This window comes from Fischerella major NIES-592 (genome assembly GCF_001904645.1).
GTDB lineage: Bacteria > Cyanobacteriota > Cyanobacteriia > Cyanobacteriales > Nostocaceae > Fischerella > Fischerella thermalis.
This window is the reverse complement of record NZ_MRCA01000001.1, coordinates 208,644-224,436: the sequence shown is the minus strand read 5'-3', so window position 1 is coordinate 224,436 and position 15,793 is coordinate 208,644. Positions and strand designations below refer to the sequence as shown.

17 protein-coding genes and 2 tRNA genes are annotated in these 15,793 nt (G+C 41.7%); 8 read left to right on the top strand and 11 right to left on the bottom strand.

Going from position 1 to position 15,793, the window contains the following annotated elements; translation table 11 throughout:
* Positions 1–44: 44 nt before the first annotated feature.
* The 3 genes from NIES592_RS00915 to NIES592_RS00900 all read right to left on the bottom strand — a co-directional run bounded on the left by NIES592_RS00915 (position 45) and on the right by NIES592_RS00900 (position 2,439).
* Positions 45–1,493 carry a TrbI/VirB10 family protein gene (locus NIES592_RS00915; RefSeq protein WP_084552144.1) on the bottom strand — a complete coding sequence of 483 codons (1,449 nt, stop codon included), beginning with the start codon at positions 1,491–1,493 and terminating at the stop codon, positions 45–47.
* 156 nt (positions 1,494–1,649) lie between these two features.
* Positions 1,650–1,838: a hypothetical protein gene (locus tag NIES592_RS00905; protein WP_073554662.1), complete on the bottom strand. Its 189-nt coding sequence runs from the start codon at positions 1,836–1,838 to the stop codon at positions 1,650–1,652.
* Between the two features lie 49 nt (positions 1,839–1,887).
* On the bottom strand, positions 1,888–2,439 hold the full coding sequence (locus NIES592_RS00900) for a hypothetical protein (protein WP_256678038.1): 552 nt from the start codon (positions 2,437–2,439) through the stop codon (positions 1,888–1,890).
* Between the two features lie 183 nt (positions 2,440–2,622).
* On the opposite strand from NIES592_RS00900, the gene NIES592_RS00895 reads away from it, so the two are divergent.
* Positions 2,623–2,907: a helix-turn-helix transcriptional regulator gene (locus tag NIES592_RS00895; RefSeq protein WP_256678037.1), complete on the top strand. Its 285-nt coding sequence runs from the start codon at positions 2,623–2,625 to the stop codon at positions 2,905–2,907.
* A gap of 78 nt (positions 2,908–2,985) precedes the next feature.
* On the opposite strand, the gene NIES592_RS00890 is transcribed toward NIES592_RS00895, so the two are convergent.
* The 3 genes from NIES592_RS00890 to NIES592_RS00875 all read right to left on the bottom strand — a co-directional run bounded on the left by NIES592_RS00890 (position 2,986) and on the right by NIES592_RS00875 (position 4,417).
* Positions 2,986–3,180, bottom strand: coding sequence for an Arm DNA-binding domain-containing protein (locus tag NIES592_RS00890; protein WP_306417343.1), 195 nt, complete (start codon positions 3,178–3,180; stop codon positions 2,986–2,988).
* Between the two features lie 213 nt (positions 3,181–3,393).
* Positions 3,394–3,466 (bottom strand) — tRNA-Phe (locus tag NIES592_RS00880).
* Positions 3,467–3,538: 72 nt separating this feature from the next.
* Positions 3,539–4,417, bottom strand: coding sequence for a metal ABC transporter permease (locus tag NIES592_RS00875; RefSeq protein ID WP_073554660.1), 879 nt, complete (start codon positions 4,415–4,417; stop codon positions 3,539–3,541).
* 79 nt (positions 4,418–4,496) lie between these two features.
* Between NIES592_RS00875 and NIES592_RS00870 the strand changes: the two genes are divergently transcribed.
* Positions 4,497–4,826 (top strand): ArsR/SmtB family transcription factor, encoded by a 330-nt coding sequence (locus NIES592_RS00870; protein WP_073554659.1) that lies wholly within the window; start codon positions 4,497–4,499, stop codon positions 4,824–4,826.
* A gap of 9 nt (positions 4,827–4,835) precedes the next feature.
* Here the strand turns inward: NIES592_RS00870 and NIES592_RS00865 are convergent, their stop codons facing one another.
* Together NIES592_RS00865 and NIES592_RS00860 are read right to left on the bottom strand one after the other, a co-directional pair.
* Positions 4,836–5,627: a metal ABC transporter ATP-binding protein gene (locus tag NIES592_RS00865; protein ID WP_062249429.1), complete on the bottom strand. Its 792-nt coding sequence runs from the start codon at positions 5,625–5,627 to the stop codon at positions 4,836–4,838.
* 35 nt (positions 5,628–5,662) lie between these two features.
* Positions 5,663–6,667, bottom strand: a complete 1,005-nt coding sequence (locus tag NIES592_RS00860; RefSeq protein ID WP_073554658.1) for a metal ABC transporter solute-binding protein, Zn/Mn family — start codon at positions 6,665–6,667, stop codon at positions 5,663–5,665.
* 374 nt (positions 6,668–7,041) lie between these two features.
* Here NIES592_RS00860 and NIES592_RS00855 point away from each other — a divergent pair, with 374 nt between their 5' ends.
* On the top strand, positions 7,042–8,685 hold the full coding sequence (locus NIES592_RS00855) for an iron uptake porin (RefSeq protein WP_062249431.1): 1,644 nt from the start codon (positions 7,042–7,044) through the stop codon (positions 8,683–8,685).
* A 465-nt stretch (positions 8,686–9,150) separates the two neighbouring features.
* On the opposite strand, the gene mazG is transcribed toward NIES592_RS00855, so the two are convergent.
* Together mazG and NIES592_RS00845 are read right to left on the bottom strand one after the other, a co-directional pair.
* Positions 9,151–9,993 (bottom strand): nucleoside triphosphate pyrophosphohydrolase, encoded by an 843-nt coding sequence (mazG, locus tag NIES592_RS00850; protein WP_073554657.1) that lies wholly within the window; start codon positions 9,991–9,993, stop codon positions 9,151–9,153.
* 98 nt (positions 9,994–10,091) lie between these two features.
* Positions 10,092–10,700, bottom strand: a complete 609-nt coding sequence (locus NIES592_RS00845; protein ID WP_073554656.1) for a metal-binding protein — start codon at positions 10,698–10,700, stop codon at positions 10,092–10,094.
* Positions 10,701–10,792: 92 nt separating this feature from the next.
* Here NIES592_RS00845 and NIES592_RS00840 point away from each other — a divergent pair.
* Positions 10,793–10,865 (top strand) — tRNA-Val (locus tag NIES592_RS00840).
* 554 nt (positions 10,866–11,419) lie between these two features.
* On the top strand, positions 11,420–12,043 hold the full coding sequence (locus NIES592_RS00835) for a Uma2 family endonuclease (protein WP_073554655.1): 624 nt from the start codon (positions 11,420–11,422) through the stop codon (positions 12,041–12,043).
* 51 nt (positions 12,044–12,094) lie between these two features.
* On the opposite strand, the gene NIES592_RS24835 is transcribed toward NIES592_RS00835, so the two are convergent.
* A complete protein-coding gene (locus NIES592_RS24835) occupies positions 12,095–12,250 on the bottom strand; it encodes a hypothetical protein (protein WP_178379449.1) in 156 nt (51 codons plus the stop codon).
* Between the two features lie 49 nt (positions 12,251–12,299).
* Here NIES592_RS24835 and NIES592_RS00830 point away from each other — a divergent pair, with 49 nt between their 5' ends.
* The 3 genes from NIES592_RS00830 (at position 12,300) to NIES592_RS00820 (ending at position 15,737) form a co-directional block, all read left to right on the top strand.
* Positions 12,300–13,979 (top strand): sensor histidine kinase, encoded by a 1,680-nt coding sequence (locus NIES592_RS00830; RefSeq protein WP_073554654.1) that lies wholly within the window; start codon positions 12,300–12,302, stop codon positions 13,977–13,979.
* 205 nt (positions 13,980–14,184) lie between these two features.
* Entirely contained in the window at positions 14,185–14,898 is a 714-nt protein-coding gene (locus NIES592_RS00825; protein ID WP_073554653.1) for a Crp/Fnr family transcriptional regulator, read from the top strand.
* Between the two features lie 140 nt (positions 14,899–15,038).
* Positions 15,039–15,737 carry a Crp/Fnr family transcriptional regulator gene (locus NIES592_RS00820; RefSeq protein WP_062249440.1) on the top strand — a complete coding sequence of 233 codons (699 nt, stop codon included), beginning with the start codon at positions 15,039–15,041 and terminating at the stop codon, positions 15,735–15,737.
* Positions 15,738–15,793 lie beyond the last annotated feature (56 nt).

Here is a 15,793-nt window from a genome sequence, read left to right as displayed (position 1 = left end):
GCACAATTGTACCCACCGAACTATAAAATCTCCTCATATTCTTATCAACGAGAAATTTCAAAGAAACTATTAAAAAAGATGGAGACTTTCGTCTCCGCAAGCACAATTGCCCCATTAGAGCGCCTCTCAAGTTCATCAGAAGCTTTATCTGCACGCTTACTCAAACGCTCTTGCATTGGTTTGAAAAATCCTTCGACTGCTGCTGCTAAAACATTTGGTTGTCGAGCTGTGGTTGTAATTGTCTGGTTGCTAAACCCACCGTTGGAAATTACAGTTGAAGACTGAGTTTGATTTTGGTTAAAAACGGCACCTAAACGCCCCGCAGCACCTAGCAAACCAATTAAAATATCTTGTTGTGCGATCGCAGCACTTCTATCTTCCATTGATTTTGCAACTAGAGGTCGGCTGTCTTCTCCTCGAATTAAAATAGCGTCTTTAGGTATTGTTTGTTGCCGAACTTGACCATAAATATCGGTATAAACAATAGCAACAACACTCTGCTTGACAAGTTTGTTAGCTTTGGAAACCGAATCGACTTCTGTAATCAAAATTGTTCCTTTTGGTAGTGCTACGCGGTTATCGGTGGATAAAACATCTTGGAGCAATTCCACGGCAAAGCGCCCTTGGTTTTTATCGTCTTCTGTCCAAATCATCGGCACTAAAACCTTAGCTCTTGCACTTGTACCTATCTGAATTCGCAATGGTGAAACCAAAGACGTAGCAACAGTTTGTTTAAAGTTTGGACGTTTAAAACTTGCAGGAGTGCGATTTAAAATTCCCCACTCCCCCGATGTTAGAATTTGCTCTCCAGCGCTATTTGGTTGAGTGCGTAAACGCCCACTATCTTCTCTAAAGACATCGCCACTAACTGCAACGACAGGAATTGAAGTGGCAACTTCAGACCCCAAAGATTGTTTTGGAACTTTTGCTGTACTAGTGAAAGTAGCAGAAGGCGAATGAGCAATGGTATTATCTGCAACAGTGGTCGCATCAGTATTGTTGGGTAAAGCTTGTGCCTGCCCCAGCGGCTGATTTTCAGGCTTAATGTTATTACTTGCAACTCTTTGCTGTCCCAAAGTAGCAAGTTTATTCCACTGCTCAAAGGGGTCAATAGTTTCTACAGGATTGGGAGTAGGGGAGGAAGCATAGACGCGGAGTGGCTTGTTGCTAGACATTGTAATTCTGGGCTGTGGCGGTTGCACTAGCACTCTTTCTTGAATGATTCTTGGTGGTAAAGGCTCTTTGACAACACGAACTTGTGGAACAGGTGCAGGTTTGCGAATGTTTGTAGGAGCGGAGTGTTTTGGAACTGAGGGGGATGGTGTTTTTTGTGGCTGTCCTTCGGTGCGACTGGCTTGGTTTCGCAATCCCAATTCAGCCTTGAGGCGAGCCGCTTCGTCACTTTCGCTTTCTGCAAAAACTGTTGGTGTGGATTTTGGGGTGACTGTGGGCTTGGCTATCGGTCTTGCAGCAAAGAAGATAGACCATATCATCCAACCAAAACCTATCACACCACCTACCAATAGCAGTCAGCCCTACAAAACACAGGGGCAGAATATCCTTAGAATCTAGCAGCAATTTGGTTCGCTTAACTTGTCTCAAAGATTTCAACATATAATGCAGTGGCTCCTCAACTCCCGGTGTCTTCTTTAAGAGGTTTTTCCTGCTAAACCTGTAGCGATCGCAACCACACCATCAAAAGCAACGTTGACGAGGGCGGCTACTCTGCTATTGATACCTGTGTAAAGTGCCACCCCACCACCTCCAGCAATCGGGATTCCCTGCGATAAGGCATCAAGCATAAACCGCCACAGTAACACATCTGGGTCTATCGACATAAGCTTTGAAACATAATAATTTGTCTGTTTGAACTAATTTTCCATTTGCTTAATTTCCCGTAGTGTTAGTACCAGTACCATTACCCACGAACAAAAATGTGATCACGTCAATGACAAGAATAATGCCGATCGCTAAACCAGCTTGGGTGGCAATTGGTCGCCAATCGTTACCTTGCTGCGCTTGGTTGTATGCAAACAGTGCAGCTACACCTACCAAAAGCAGGAAGACAGCGCGGATAGCGTTAAAAACTAGTGCGATCGCTTGCGGATCTATACCAGCACCTCCGGTACCACCAGTAGAACTTTGTTGAGCGATATTAGTGAGAAACTGCTCCAATCCGCTTAAGAAAATCGCCTGTGCTGGCATTACAAAAACCGATAGAGTGCTGGTAGTTGCCATAATCACTCCAACTACGTGCCAAAAGCGAATTCTTTTTCCAATAAACTGGTTGAGATAGGGAATAAAAGCAATCAATCTATTCAGGCAGTAAAATAATAAGCCCACTGATAAAATAACTGTTATCACTAGTGGTTCTTTAACTGCCAAATAAACTAATCCCAAACCTAAAGCAATACTTATTTTTACATCGTTTTTTGTCAATTTAAACCTCATTATCAACAAAACTGTCAGCCAAGGAAAGTTTGTGTGTTTGCGTAGAGTGTTTTGTTTTCAGTTACTTTGTTGGAGTAAAGTTGAATTTTAACGAGACAGATTTATTTAAATAGGTTGGAATATTATTTCTTCTTTAAGAAGATAGGAAAAATAAAAAAAATAACAATTTTTGTGCCAATATTGAAAATTCTCAAAGTAAAGTTTCAAAGAGATTTATATGATGCTCAAACTATGTTTAAATTTGTAAGCAAACAGCAAGCCTCGGAGCATTTGAATCTCAGCTTTGCCACACTAAAGAAATATCGGCTTGATGGAACGTGGATTGAAGGAATACACTGGGTGCGGATTAATAGTCGTTGTGTTCGCTACAACTTAGAACTCATACAAGACTGGTTACAAAATCGCCACGACCCGATCGATCGCTCACCATCGAGCAATAGATGTATACCATGCTAGTTTACTGAGCAATCAGAAACGTTCTAATCGAAGGGCAAATTCTATTTAGAATTACGGCACAACATTTGGTTGGTAAGCCTATAGGACATTGCTAGAGAGAATATCTAGCTCTATTTGCCTAGCCTTCATTTCCGCCAACTTGCGATTAGCTGGCGTATCTGTAAAACCTGTCGAAAGATAATGACGTTTTCCGGTATAGCTAAAAACGAGTTGCAGGCGTTCGTTCGAGTTTTTAATTTGGACAGTTCCCTTAGAAGCCTTGCGTTGAGACATTTGGGTTTTCATCAGGTAACTCTTGAGATAGGTCAATCAGCGCGCCCTGATTTACCCCAACTTTACCCCAATAATTTGACTAACCCCGTCCAAAAATGTCCAACGTGGCATAAAATTACACCAGATTTACACCACCAAAAACGGCTGAAATGGGGTTTTTATGGAGACAGTAAACCCCTGAAAGTCTTGATTACCAAGGGTTTTATCTATAAATGCCAGGAACCGGATTTGAACCGGTGACACGAGGATTTTCAGTCCTCTGCTCTACCAACTGAGCTATCCCGGCGAAACGTTTGTTTTCAACGATTAACCAATTTAGCAAACTTTTTCTGAAATTGCAATAGGTCAATCAAAAAAACTATGCGCCTTTGCCCATAAACTTGACCCAGCCGAAAACAGCCACAAACCCCAGGAATTGTACAAGTACAATGCTCGGCCCAGAAGCAAGATTGAAAAGACCTGATGCGATGATGCCAGCTATGCTGGTGGTAGAACCAACTATCACTGACAGCAGCAAAAAGCGGCCAAAGTGATGACTCATCAATTTAGCTGTGGAGGCGGGAATCACCAAAAAGGCATTCACCAGTAAAACGCCGACAGCCTTAATCGCCACAGCAACAGCTAATGACAGCAAAACCACAAATCCATATCGATAAATTTGTACCGGAATCCCTTGGACTTTTGCCACACCAAGATTAAGGGTTAACAAAATTTGCTGGCGCAGGGTTGATAATAGAAATATGCTCCCACCCACAAGCACCAGCATGGTTAAAATCAGATCTGTCAGATCTATCGCCAAAATATCGCCAAATAGGACTGCCATCAAGTTGCCGCGATATCCTTGGATGAGGCTACTTAAAATTATGCCGATCGCTAACGCTCCTGATAAGACTATACTAAGTACGCTATCGCTAGCTAAATCGGTTTTGTCGATAAAGTAAATCACCACTACCCCAAACACCAATGTGAAAGGTAGCAACATCCAAGTAGGATTTAACTGTAGCAATACACCTAATGCTACGCCTACTAATGCCGCATGGCCGACAGCATGGCTGAAAAAAGATAACTGGCGCAGGGTGACAAAACAGCCAAGCAAACCACCAACTATTCCCATTAAGACAGCACCAACCATAGCCCGCTGCATAAAGGGAAACTGTAACAAAGTTAATAGATCACCAGTTGTGGTAATCGCTAACCAAGTGAAATGATTATCATTTAAAAACAATTCATGCAGCATTAATTTACACAAAATTCATGAATGTCTTAAGTATATAAGTTTAGTTTTCATTCACTTAATTAAATGCCAAAAAAACGAGATGTTTACAAAAGAGTTGCAACCCCTCTCAATTCAAGTTCTTAGCAGCGAAAAAGCCCAAAGGATGGCAGAATTTTTTAGTTTCTTAGGGGATGCTAATCGTCTGCGAATTCTATCTCTGTTAGCTGAAAAAGAATTTTGTGTGAGTGATTTAGCAGCTACACTAGACATGAGTGAATCTGCTGTATCTCATCAGTTACGAAATTTACGAGCCATGCGCTTAGTTAATTATCGTAAGCAAGGTCGTCGCGTATTTTATCGCCTCCACGATAACCATGTTTTGCATCTTTATCAAGCTGTCGCCGAACACCTAGATGAAAAGGATGAATAATCAAAAATTTCATAATTCATAATTGTAATGTTTGTGTTGGTAGCGGCTAAATCCTGGACCGTAGGTTGCTAGAAGATTTTGTGGTGAGAGTGCAACTTCTGGTACTCCGACGCAAATGATGCTTTGGTTGAGACAAATCACGCGATCGCAATAACGACTGACCATGTCAATATCGTGGGAAACTTGTAAAACTGTCCAACCTTCTTCTTGCTTCAGTTCATTTAGCAAGGTATAAAAATCTGCCGCACCTTGTACATCTACCCCAGCAAATGCTTCATCTAATATTAATAATCTTCTAGGCATCACCAAGCAATAAGCGAGCAACACTCGCTTTAGCTGACCACCACTGAGAGTACCAATTGCTTGGTTTCGCAGATGATAAGTATCTGTTCGACGTAAAGCCGAGGTTATAGCTGCTGCTTTTTCCTGATTTCCCTGCCATAGACTTTGAAAAAATGAATTTCCCTTTTTCCCTTGTTTGACCCATCCCAAGCCTACCAACTCACTTACAGAAATCGGAAAACTGCGGTCAAAAATAAAATGCTGTGGCACATACCCCAACTGATGGCACAAATGTCCTAATCTAGTTACTGGACGACCAAATATTTCTATATTGCCAGCAGTGCGAGGAATTAAATCTAAAACTGCTTGTACTAAAGTACTTTTACCTGCACCATTAGGGCCAACTATAGCAGTATTTGTCCCGGGCAACAAATCAAAAGAAACGTCCCGAATAACCAAATAATTACCCTTATTTACACTCAATCCTTCTACTTTCAGTACAGGAATTTCAATATTCATTACTTAAAATTCGACCAACAACCAATACATGACATTTATTTACAAGCTGTTTCTAAAGTTTGTAAATTATTTCTCATTGCCTGAAAATAATGTTGTGGATCTGTTGAACCTGTTTCCAAAGAATCGAGTTCATATAAAGTTAAATTCAAATCTTTAGAAAGACTCGTCAATAATTTGTTATCTATTCCTGGTTCACCAAATAAAGCTTTAACATTATACTTTTTCACCGCATTAACAGCTTTTTGTACATCAGTTGGTGTCAGTTGGTCTTCCGGAATTTCTACTACTGCTACTTGCTTGAGGTTGTAGCGTTTTGCTAGGTATGGATAGGCATCATGGAATGTAATAAATGTGCAGTTAGGATTTTTTTGTAGAGTCTGCTGATATTGATTATTTAAATCTTCTAATTGTTTTACATAAGCTGCTGCATTTGCTTCGTATGTGGCTTTATTTGCAGGATCAGCCGCAATTAAACCATCCCGAATATTAATAACTTGTTGTTTCGCCAAAACAGGATCTAACCATACATGAGGATTACCTTCACCATGTTCATGGTCGTGTTCTTCTTTATTTCCTGTTTCTACAACCGGTGATATTTCTTTTACAGTTTGAATACCTTTACTGGCATCTATTTGTGTTAACTTTGGATTTTGAGCATTTTTGACTGTTGGTTCTAAAAATTCTTCTAAACCCAAGCCGTTTTTTACTAATAGATTAGCTGTAGCGATCGCTTTCACATTTTCTGGTGTAGCTTGATACTCATGTACTTCTGTTCCTGGAGGTACTAAAATCGCTACATCTGCTGCATCTCCTGCTACCGCTTGCGTAAACCAATACATCGGTAAAAAGGTCGCCACTACTTTAATTTTTTTGGATTCTACTGTTGGTGTGGATGCTGCTTCCTGTGCTTGGGGCGATTGTTCTGTATTAATTGAGCGTTTTGTATCTGCTTGACTACAAGCAGTTGTTAGTAAAAATAAAGTTACTAAAGATACAAAACTACTCAGGAATTTATTTGTTTTACTTACTCTGTCACTCACTGTCTTGTTACCTCCCCTAAAGATTAGGTCTTGACAATGAGTCTTATTCTACCTCTAATAGAAAGAAAAATAATTTTCATTCTCATGAGAAACTGTTTAAAAATGTAAACTAAACGATAATTTTTCTCAATAATTCTTATCCTCAAATAGCCATATGGTTATGATTGCTAGAATTTCTGTTAAAAACATTGGTAACAAATGATAAATTATTTGAGAATACTTTTTAAGAGATCTGCTGTCAGCAAGCGGATATGTAGTCTGTCAAAAAAAATACTAATGGTTTGTAGTTAACGCTTTAGCGCTGATAAGTATTCTGGCTAGGGTGCTAGTAGTTTCTCTTCTGCATAGCTTTTTAAGTTTTAGTGTGAGGAAAAATGCAAAAATTCTGGAAATCTTTGCTGGTTAGTCCAGCAATTCTCGGCGCAATCCTACTTGTTGATGCGACTGCATTAGCTGGAGAAACAATTAATACTTCCGAAAACACTCAACCGCAATTGGTAGTCACTCCCAAGCAGAAAGTTGAGAACAACAATACTCAATCTCAAGTAACTTCGGTTTCTCAATTGTCGGACGTACAACCAACAGACTGGGCATTTCAAGCTTTACAATCACTAGTAGAACGCTATGGTTGTATAGCTGGATATCCAAACGGTACTTATCGTGGTAATCGGCCGATGACGCGTTATGAATTTGCCGCAGGTTTAAATGCATGTTTAGATCGCGTCAATGAAATCATCGCTACCGCGACATCAGAGTTGGTGACAAGAGAAGATTTAGCCACATTACAAAGACTGCAAGAAGAATTTTCCGCAGAATTGGCGACTCTGCGGGGTCGTGTAGACACACTAGAAGCACGCACCGCAGAATTAGAAACAAATCAATTTTCCACCACCACTAAATTAACTGGACAAGTGGTAATGGCAATTACCGATGTTCTGGGAGGAGATAATGTTAATGGTGTGGATGCTAAAGATAACAATACCACCCTTGGGGCGCGGGCGCGTGTAGAATTGAACACCAGCTTCACAGGGTCAGATACTCTATTTACCAGGATTCAAGCAAATAACATTCTTAACCCAGATATTGGCACATCAGAAGGTAGTCTGTTTTTTGCTGGTGAGGATGGCACAACTGATGCTTTCCTGGATGCACTCTGGTACAGATTTTCGCTGACTGATAGTACTGAGGTAATTGCTATTGCCAATGCAGGCGCAGCCGACGACGTTACAAATACAGTCAACCTGTTTGATGGAGATGGTGCCTTTGGTGCATTATCAACCTTTGGTACACGTAACCCTATTTATTACCAAATGGATGGTGCGGGTTTGGGTGTTACTCAAAACTTTAGCGAAGCATTAGCACTCAGCTTAGCATATTTGGGAAGTTCACCCAATGACCCATCTGCCGATAATGGTATATTTAACGGGCCTTACGGCGCACTCGCACAGCTAACATTTCAACCGAGCGATCGCCTCACTGTCGGCTTAACCTACATCAATGCTTACAATCAGGAACTGGATGCTGGTAGCACGCGTGCCAATCCCATCTCTTTCCTTGAGTCTCAATTGACTACTCCTGGAGAACCAGAACCAGTGAGTGTACCATTTTCCAGCAACTCCTACGGTCTACAAGCATCCTATAAACTCAGTGATAATTTTGTTTTGGGTGGTTGGGTTGGTTACACCAATGCTCGGAACTTATCTACACAAGGAGGAACAATCGACCGTGGTAAGCTGGATATTTGGAACTGGGCAGTAACTCTGGGATTTCCTGACCTCGGTAGTAAAGGCAGCTTAGCGGGTATCATTGTCGGCATGGAACCGAAAGTTACAAGTTCTAGCATCAATGAAATCGACGAGGACGAAGATAGCTCATATCACTTCGAGGCTTTTTATCAGTATCAGGTGAGCGAAAACATTACCATTACCCCAGGTGTGATTTGGCTAACTGCACCGGATCATAACAGTGATAATAATGATGTGATCATTGGCGCACTTAGAACTACCTTTAGTTTCTAAGTTTTTTGGGCAGATAAAAAAAGACCAGCAGTATGAGGCTGGTCTATTAAAAAGACTATCCTTTCTCTTCTCTTCTTATGTAGAGCAAAACCCAAACATCGCGTTTCCAAAACGCAGCGGGCAATCTTTGATAACAAGATTGTAACAGCCAGTACAGATTTTTAGTTAATTTTTATAAAAAAAGAATTTTGACCAAGAGGAGATTGGGGAAAAGAGAAGACAAAGGAGAAAACAAACAACCATCAAGCACTGACCACCAGTCCTTTCAAGGTGGATAAAAATCCTCAAAAAATTTCCTCAACTTTAATCTTTGCACCTTTGTGGTACAGTTAATATCCTCTCTGGCTACGGCGCAACCGCAGGCGCTGCGATCGCGCACCACACAGATATTAACAAATTGGCATTCACAATTAAATTGTAAATAACTAGTAGTCAGTGGTCAGTAGTTGGTGGTGCAACCAACTACTAACCACCTTTAGCAAGTTGTGCTTTCGCCTCTTGCCAAAATGCTTCTAACTCTTCCAAAGAGTAATCAGACAGGGGGCGATCAGTAAATCCTTCTATTTTTTGGAAGCGGTGAATAAAACGTTGATTTGTTCCTTGTAAAGCTTCGCTCGGATCAAGGTTGTACCAACGAGCCAGCTGGAGAACAGAAAATAATAAATCTCCTAATTCAGCTTGTTGGCGTTCTGGTGTTTCGTGAGCTAAAGCTTCTTGAAACTCTCGCAATTCTTCGTGAAATTTATCCCATACTCCATCAATATTTTCCCACTCAAACCCAATAGCAGCAGCTTTTTGAGAAATCTTCATCGTCGCCATTAATGGGGGAAATTTGCGAGCATAACCACTGAGTTTTGTACTCAGTTTTTGATTTTCTGGAGATAGTTCACCTTTTTCTGCTGCTTTGATTTGTTCCCAGTTTTGCCGCACTTCATCCACGCTTTGCACCGACACATCCCCAAAAACATGAGGATGACGCCGAATTAGTTTTTGGGAAATACCTTGTGCTACTTCTTGTAAAGAAAATTGCCCATATTCCTTGGCGATTTGTGCTTGCAGAACAACTTGCAATAATAAATCTCCTAATTCTTCAGCGATCGCTTGCTTATCCCCACTGTTAATAGCATCTACCACCTCATAAGCTTCTTCAATGACATACGGTGTTAGGGTTTGGGGAGTTTGTACTAAATCCCAAGGACAACCACCATCAGGCGATCGCAACTTTGCGACCACATCTATTAATTCTTGTAAGGCTGCCAAAGTGTCAGCATCAGATTGTGTTTGATTCTTATTTTGCAGATTAGACATATACTTAACTTTAAAATAACAGCTTACTTTGTGTCTTAGTGACTTTGTGTTTAATTAACCACTAAGACACCAAGACACCAAGAAAATGCCAGAATAGCTCAATGCTTTTTTGCCTTGCTTGCTCTTTTTGTTCTAGTTCTATTCGACTGAGTAGTTGTGCGTTTACGTTTCTTCATTTTCGCACGTGGTAATAAACTCCGAACACCTTGCTTTTGGAAACGCTTGTATGCAGAATTGCTCCAGTCGCTGAGAGAATGGCTCATTGCACCCAGTTCCAGCCCTGAGAATAGTGCTAGTAATTCTCGAATGTAATTTAGCGATCGCCCTACGGTTTCATTCAAAAATTGCCTACTCCAGTCGCCGTTACCTAGTATTTGGGCAACTACTGTACCCAAAATTACCAATATTCCCACTACGCCACTCAAATAAATAACTCGTAGTGTTGTACCGATAATTGGCCCGTGAGATAAGAATGAGCGATGACGTAGGCTTTTTTGATAAGGAATCCAAATCCAACGTAACAGACCCCAGCGTTGGTACTGCCGAGAATAGATATCCAAGTCTGGGCCAAACATCAGCCCCCCGAACATAAATCCACTTGCCACCAATAAGGTTAAGTTGCCACTCTTGGTTTGGGCAAAAGTGGCTCCAGCAACGAACGGCAAAGCCCACAAAGTTATGCGATCGTGCGTTTGACCAGAGGGCATAGGAATTTTGGATGAGGCAAGCAAAATTTTCTCAAAAATACTATCGCGTTTTTCAATTTAGTGTGCTAACATTAATTATTGTGAGCAAAAACGGGTGGTTAGCTCAGTTGGTAGAGCGCCTGCCTTACAAGCAGGATGTCACTGGTTCGAGTCCAGTACTACCCATGTTTTGAAAACCCGCATCAGTGACGAGTTTTGTATTCTGGAACCAGAACTTTACCGCTGCTAAGTAGAGCATTTTTGGTGTCTAAATGTTGATAATTACTGAAAATATCTGATAATTACAGAACAAATTTAGCTCAGAATCGCGTGGTCAACTCGTGTCCTGAGAAAACTAGGGAGTTAAGCGGTTTGTTTATTGATCATGTAGTTAAGGCACTGAAGTAGTCAGCTACTCGGGTATGTTAGATGCTAAGCTAGCTTGATATATGAAGTAGTTGACTATGAATTTAGAAGTAGTAGCAATTATGGAAGTCATGAAAGTGACAGTTAACATATCTCGCTTCTGGCGGGACGGATGGCAGTAGCTCAAGTTGTCAAAGACCTTGATATGAATACTCGCTCAATTACTGCTCAAAGGAAAGGGACAGACAAAGGTGATTGGGCGACCTTGGTTAAGTTATCTCGGTACTTTCTCTTTCCAATCGACGAACTTTGAGAGGTTGATACTAAGGACGCGGAATCCCGACAAGATAAAGCGATCGCCTTATAAAAATTCTATGAATACTGTAATTACATCAGAAAAAATTGAGTTGCCACCTGGAGCGGTGTTGAAACTTTTAGGAAACTGGCAAGAGTACCAAAGAATGGTTTTGCAGTTGGGCGATCGCTCTATACCCCGCATTAAATACCGACCAGGAGAAATTTTGTTAATGGCACCGCTACCAGAACATGGAAGAGATGCAAGCTTGCTGGCAGACGTTGCTAAAGTTTTACTCGATCGTTTAGAGCAAAGATACGACTCATTTACCTCCATCACCATGAGCTTACCTCTTGTTAGCGGCATTGAACCGGATTATTGCTTTTATATTGAAAATTGGAGAGCAGTAGTAGGTAAGAATCGTATCGACTGGCAGAACGATCCGCCACCAGATTTGGCAATTGAAGTAGACGTTACTAGTTATACCGATATTAATGATTATCTCCCTTACAGAGTGCCAGAGGTTTGGCTCCTGAAGAATAGCCAGTTATTAGTTTATAGATTGCAGGGCCAAAGTTATGTACTTGGAGAAAGCAGGTACCTTCCTAACACCCCAGAAATTGTGCAGCAATGTCTACAAATTGCAAGTGAGCAAACAACAAGTGAAGCAATTAGGTGGTTAAGGAATTTTTTGCGCTCTTAGAAGCGATCGCCCTGGTGAGAAATTTTTACACTCAAAAAGGCGATTACGAAGTTAAGGAGATGCTTTCACAACCTCACGAGTCTTCCTAACGACTCCACCACAACAGCCAAAATCAGCAAACAAATCTTCTTCCCCTGCATCAGTATCTAAATGTTGATAATTACTGAAAATTAATGCGATCGCACAGACCACTAAATCCTTAGGCAATGGCTCTTATCGGGAAACGATATGATTCAGGTAAGCCTGGGCAAAAAATATGTTGAGAGGAAAAAGCCGGATATTTTGGCGTTATAGTATTGCAGTTTTGACTGTAGCGATTGCGCTACTGGGTAAATTGCTGCTGAATTATTGGTCTGGTCAACTAAGAGAAACCCCATTTTTACTATTTTTTGCTGCCATTATGGCGACTAGTCACTATGGAGGAGTTGGCCCTGGTATTTTGGCAGTTGTTTTATCTGGTTTATTGAGTAGTTATTTTTTCTTAAATCCGATTAAATCATTATTCAGCAGTAATCCTTGGATAAATCTCCAGCTAGTTATATTTTTGCTGGAAGGGCTATTTATTGTTTCAATAATTAACTCCCTTAAGACTTCTCGACGGAACACCCAAATAATTAGCCAAAAATTGCTTTTAAGTGAAGACAAAAGTCGTCAGCATCAAGATTTATTACATTTAATTGCTAACTCTTTGCCAGTCTGCATTTCTTATATTGATAGCCAGCAACGCTACCAGTTTATTAATAAAACCTACAATACTTGGTTTGGCTTTTCTCCGGAAGAAATCTACGGTAAGCACTTAGTAGAAGTTGTGGGAGAAGCAGCCTATCAAATCATCAAAGACAAAGTAGAGCGCGCCCTAGCAGGTAATTTAGTTGAATATGAAGCAGAACTTCCCTACCGCGAAGGAGGTACACGCTATATCAACGCGATTCTTGTTCCCGACATTGCCGAAGATGGTTCGGTGAGGGGCTACTGTGGGTTAGTTATAGATATTAGCGATCGCAAGCGCGCTGAAACAGAAATTAAACAACTCAACGAAAACTTAGAACAGAAAGTCAAAGAACGCACCATACAACTGCAAGAAGTCAATCGGGAATTGGAAGCCTTCACCTACACAGTTTCTCATGATTTACGCGCCCCGCTCCGTGCCATGCAAGGACTAGCCCAGGCTTTACAAGAAGACTACAGTTCTTATCTAGACGAAACAGGACAAGAATACACCAAGCGTATTGTCACCGCAGCTGCACGCATGGACACCTTGATTCTGGATTTGCTTGCTTATAGTCGTCTGGGACGCAGCGAAATTTGGTTACAACGGCTGAGTTTGGACAGCGCGATCGCTGAGGTACTCAAGGAATTACAGCCAGAGATACAAGTTGCCCAAGCACACATCACCATCGAGTCACCTTTACCGATTGTGAAAGCACATCGCACTATCTTAGTACAGGTATTGATTAATTTGATTAGTAATGCCATTAAGTTTGTGAATGCTGATGTTCAACCCCAAGTGCGGATATGGGCAGAGGAGAGAGTAGGGGAAGAAGGAGGACAAGGGGGACAAGGAGGAGTAAATTCTCCTCATACCCCTCCCCACCTCCCCACTGCCCCTAATCCCCACTCCCTGTCGGTCGTGGGGGCCCCGAGTTCCCCACCTCCCCATCTCCCCACCTCTTCAAAAACCTCCACCTCCAAAAAATGGGTGCGTCTTTGGGTAGAAGACAACGGAATTGGCATTGCTAACCAGCATCAAGAACGAATATTCAGAACCTTTGAGCGCCTCCATGGCATAGAATCGTATCCGGGAACTGGTATCGGTTTAGCAATTATCAAGCGGGGTATTGAGCGTATGGGAGGTAGGGTAGGAGTTGAATCGCAATTAGGGCAGGGTAGCCGATTTTGGATTGAGTTACCCCAAGACGATTCAAACAGTCAGTAGTTAACAGTTATTAGTCAGAAAAACTGATAACTGTAAAGTTATAATCTGTACGCTAACGTACTAATCTTCCACTAGGAAGAAGAAGTAGTTTGCAAATTTTTATTAACCTATGACAACTTCTCACGTCGTCACTAGCTCTCAGAGTATGCTTTTCATTCTCTAGCAGTTACGTGCCGTCCTGACTGTTCTGCCAACAGACTACAGCATGTCTCCATCCGATAGCGATCCCAGGTCGATTAATCAACTCTTGGCATCTTTACCGGATGAGGAGTATCAGCACCTGGCTCCCCATCTAGAATATATAAGGCTCTCTCAAGGGCAAGTTCTCTATGATCGTGGGGAAGTGATTCAACAAGTCTACTTTCCCACTCGCTCAATGATATCTCTAGTTTCCGTTCTCAAGGATAACTCAACCACCGAATTTGCAGTGGTGGGTAATGAGGGCATAATTGGTATTCCGGCATTTTTAGGCGGTAAATTTACTAATAGCCGAGCGCTTGTACAAATAGCAGAAGGCGCTTTCAAAATAGATGCTGAAATCCTACAGCGTGAGTTTGAGCGGGGGGGAGTGTTGCAAAAAAAACTGCTACTTTATACCCAAGCGCTCTTAACCCAGATTGGTCAGAATGCAGTTTGCAAATTTCACCATTCCACTGAACAACAACTTGCCCGTTGGTTGCTTTGCGTTCAGGACTGTCTTGGTCGAAACGAGATATTTTTAACTCAGCAGTACATTGCCGATCTGTTGGGAACCCGTCGCGCCACAGTTACAGTTGCAGCTGGTAATTTGCAAGAAGAAGGCATGATTCGCTACAGTCGTGGAAAAATCATAATTCTAAACCGGGCCGCACTAGAGGCAACTGCTTGCGAGTGTTATGGCATAGTAACAAATGAGTTTGCTCGACTGCTCAATTATTAGTAGTGAAAGCGATAACTGTTAACTGTTTACAGATGAGCGATCGCTGATTGAATGCCGCTTATGTACGGAACCGTACAGACAGGGTTACTCCAGCCATGTCAATTTAAGATGCTTGATTTAGAATTGATGGAAGCGATGCCGTGCTAGTTAATCAGCTACTGCTGGCTTTACCAGAGTCGGAGTTCCAACGCCTTGCTCCCCATCTAGAAGAGGTGTCACTTTCCCTTGGTCAAGTTCTTTATGAAGCAGGGGAAAATATTAAGCATGTCTATTTCCCGAATCGAGCAATGGTGTCTTTGATAGCTGTCCTTGAGGATGGTTCGACAACAGAAGTTGGTATGGTGGGTAGCAATGGAGTTGTGGGCTATCCTGCATTTTTAGGAGGAGACTTCACAACAACTCGCACAATCGTGCAAGTTGCTGGTACTGCCATGAAGATAGATGCCAAGCTCCTCAAACGGGAATTTTATCGTGGTGGAGTGCTGCAAAGGCAATTACTACTTTATACGCAGGCCTTACTTACCCAAATTAGTCAAACAGCTGCCTGCAATCGTCATCATTCCTTAGAAGCACGGCTTGCCCGTTGGCTGCTCACTGCCCAAGACCATACGGCTTCTGATACTATACAAATTACTCAAGAGTTTATTGCTGAGTTATTAGGTACACGACGCTCTGGTGTGACTGTGGCAGCTGGCTTATTGCAACAAGCAGGTATTATCCGCTACAGTCGAGGTCGGATTACGATTCTCAATCGCTTGGCTTTAGAGGCAACAGCTTGTGAGTGTTACGGTTTTATTAGAAAAGAATTCGATCGCTTGCTCAACGAAGAGCAAAAGTAAGTTATCCCAATTTTTTGAACAATATCAATAAGTCTTTTTTGGGAAAAATCTGGGTC

What these genes read in the sequence shown, in the direction of transcription:
- NIES592_RS00915 (WP_084552144.1), bottom strand. Translation starts at nt 1,493, where the DNA reads ATGATATGGTCTATCTTCTTTGCTGCAAGACCGATAGCCAAGCCCACA.
- NIES592_RS00905 (WP_073554662.1), bottom strand. Translation starts at nt 1,838, where the DNA reads ATGTCGATAGACCCAGATGTGTTACTGTGGCGGTTTATGCTTGATGCC.
- NIES592_RS00890 (WP_306417343.1), bottom strand. Translation starts at nt 3,180, where the DNA reads ATGTCTCAACGCAAGGCTTCTAAGGGAACTGTCCAAATTAAAAACTCG.
- NIES592_RS00875 (WP_073554660.1), bottom strand. Translation starts at nt 4,417, where the DNA reads ATGCTGCATGAATTGTTTTTAAATGATAATCATTTCACTTGGTTAGCG.
- NIES592_RS00870 (WP_073554659.1), top strand. Translation starts at nt 4,497, where the DNA reads ATGTTTACAAAAGAGTTGCAACCCCTCTCAATTCAAGTTCTTAGCAGC.
- NIES592_RS00865 (WP_062249429.1), bottom strand. Translation starts at nt 5,627, where the DNA reads ATGAATATTGAAATTCCTGTACTGAAAGTAGAAGGATTGAGTGTAAAT.
- NIES592_RS00855 (WP_062249431.1), top strand. Translation starts at nt 7,042, where the DNA reads ATGCAAAAATTCTGGAAATCTTTGCTGGTTAGTCCAGCAATTCTCGGC.
- mazG (WP_073554657.1), bottom strand. Translation starts at nt 9,993, where the DNA reads ATGTCTAATCTGCAAAATAAGAATCAAACACAATCTGATGCTGACACT.
- NIES592_RS00845 (WP_073554656.1), bottom strand. Translation starts at nt 10,700, where the DNA reads ATGCCCTCTGGTCAAACGCACGATCGCATAACTTTGTGGGCTTTGCCG.
- NIES592_RS00835 (WP_073554655.1), top strand. Translation starts at nt 11,420, where the DNA reads ATGAATACTGTAATTACATCAGAAAAAATTGAGTTGCCACCTGGAGCG.
- NIES592_RS00830 (WP_073554654.1), top strand. Translation starts at nt 12,300, where the DNA reads ATGTTGAGAGGAAAAAGCCGGATATTTTGGCGTTATAGTATTGCAGTT.
- NIES592_RS00825 (WP_073554653.1), top strand. Translation starts at nt 14,185, where the DNA reads ATGTCTCCATCCGATAGCGATCCCAGGTCGATTAATCAACTCTTGGCA.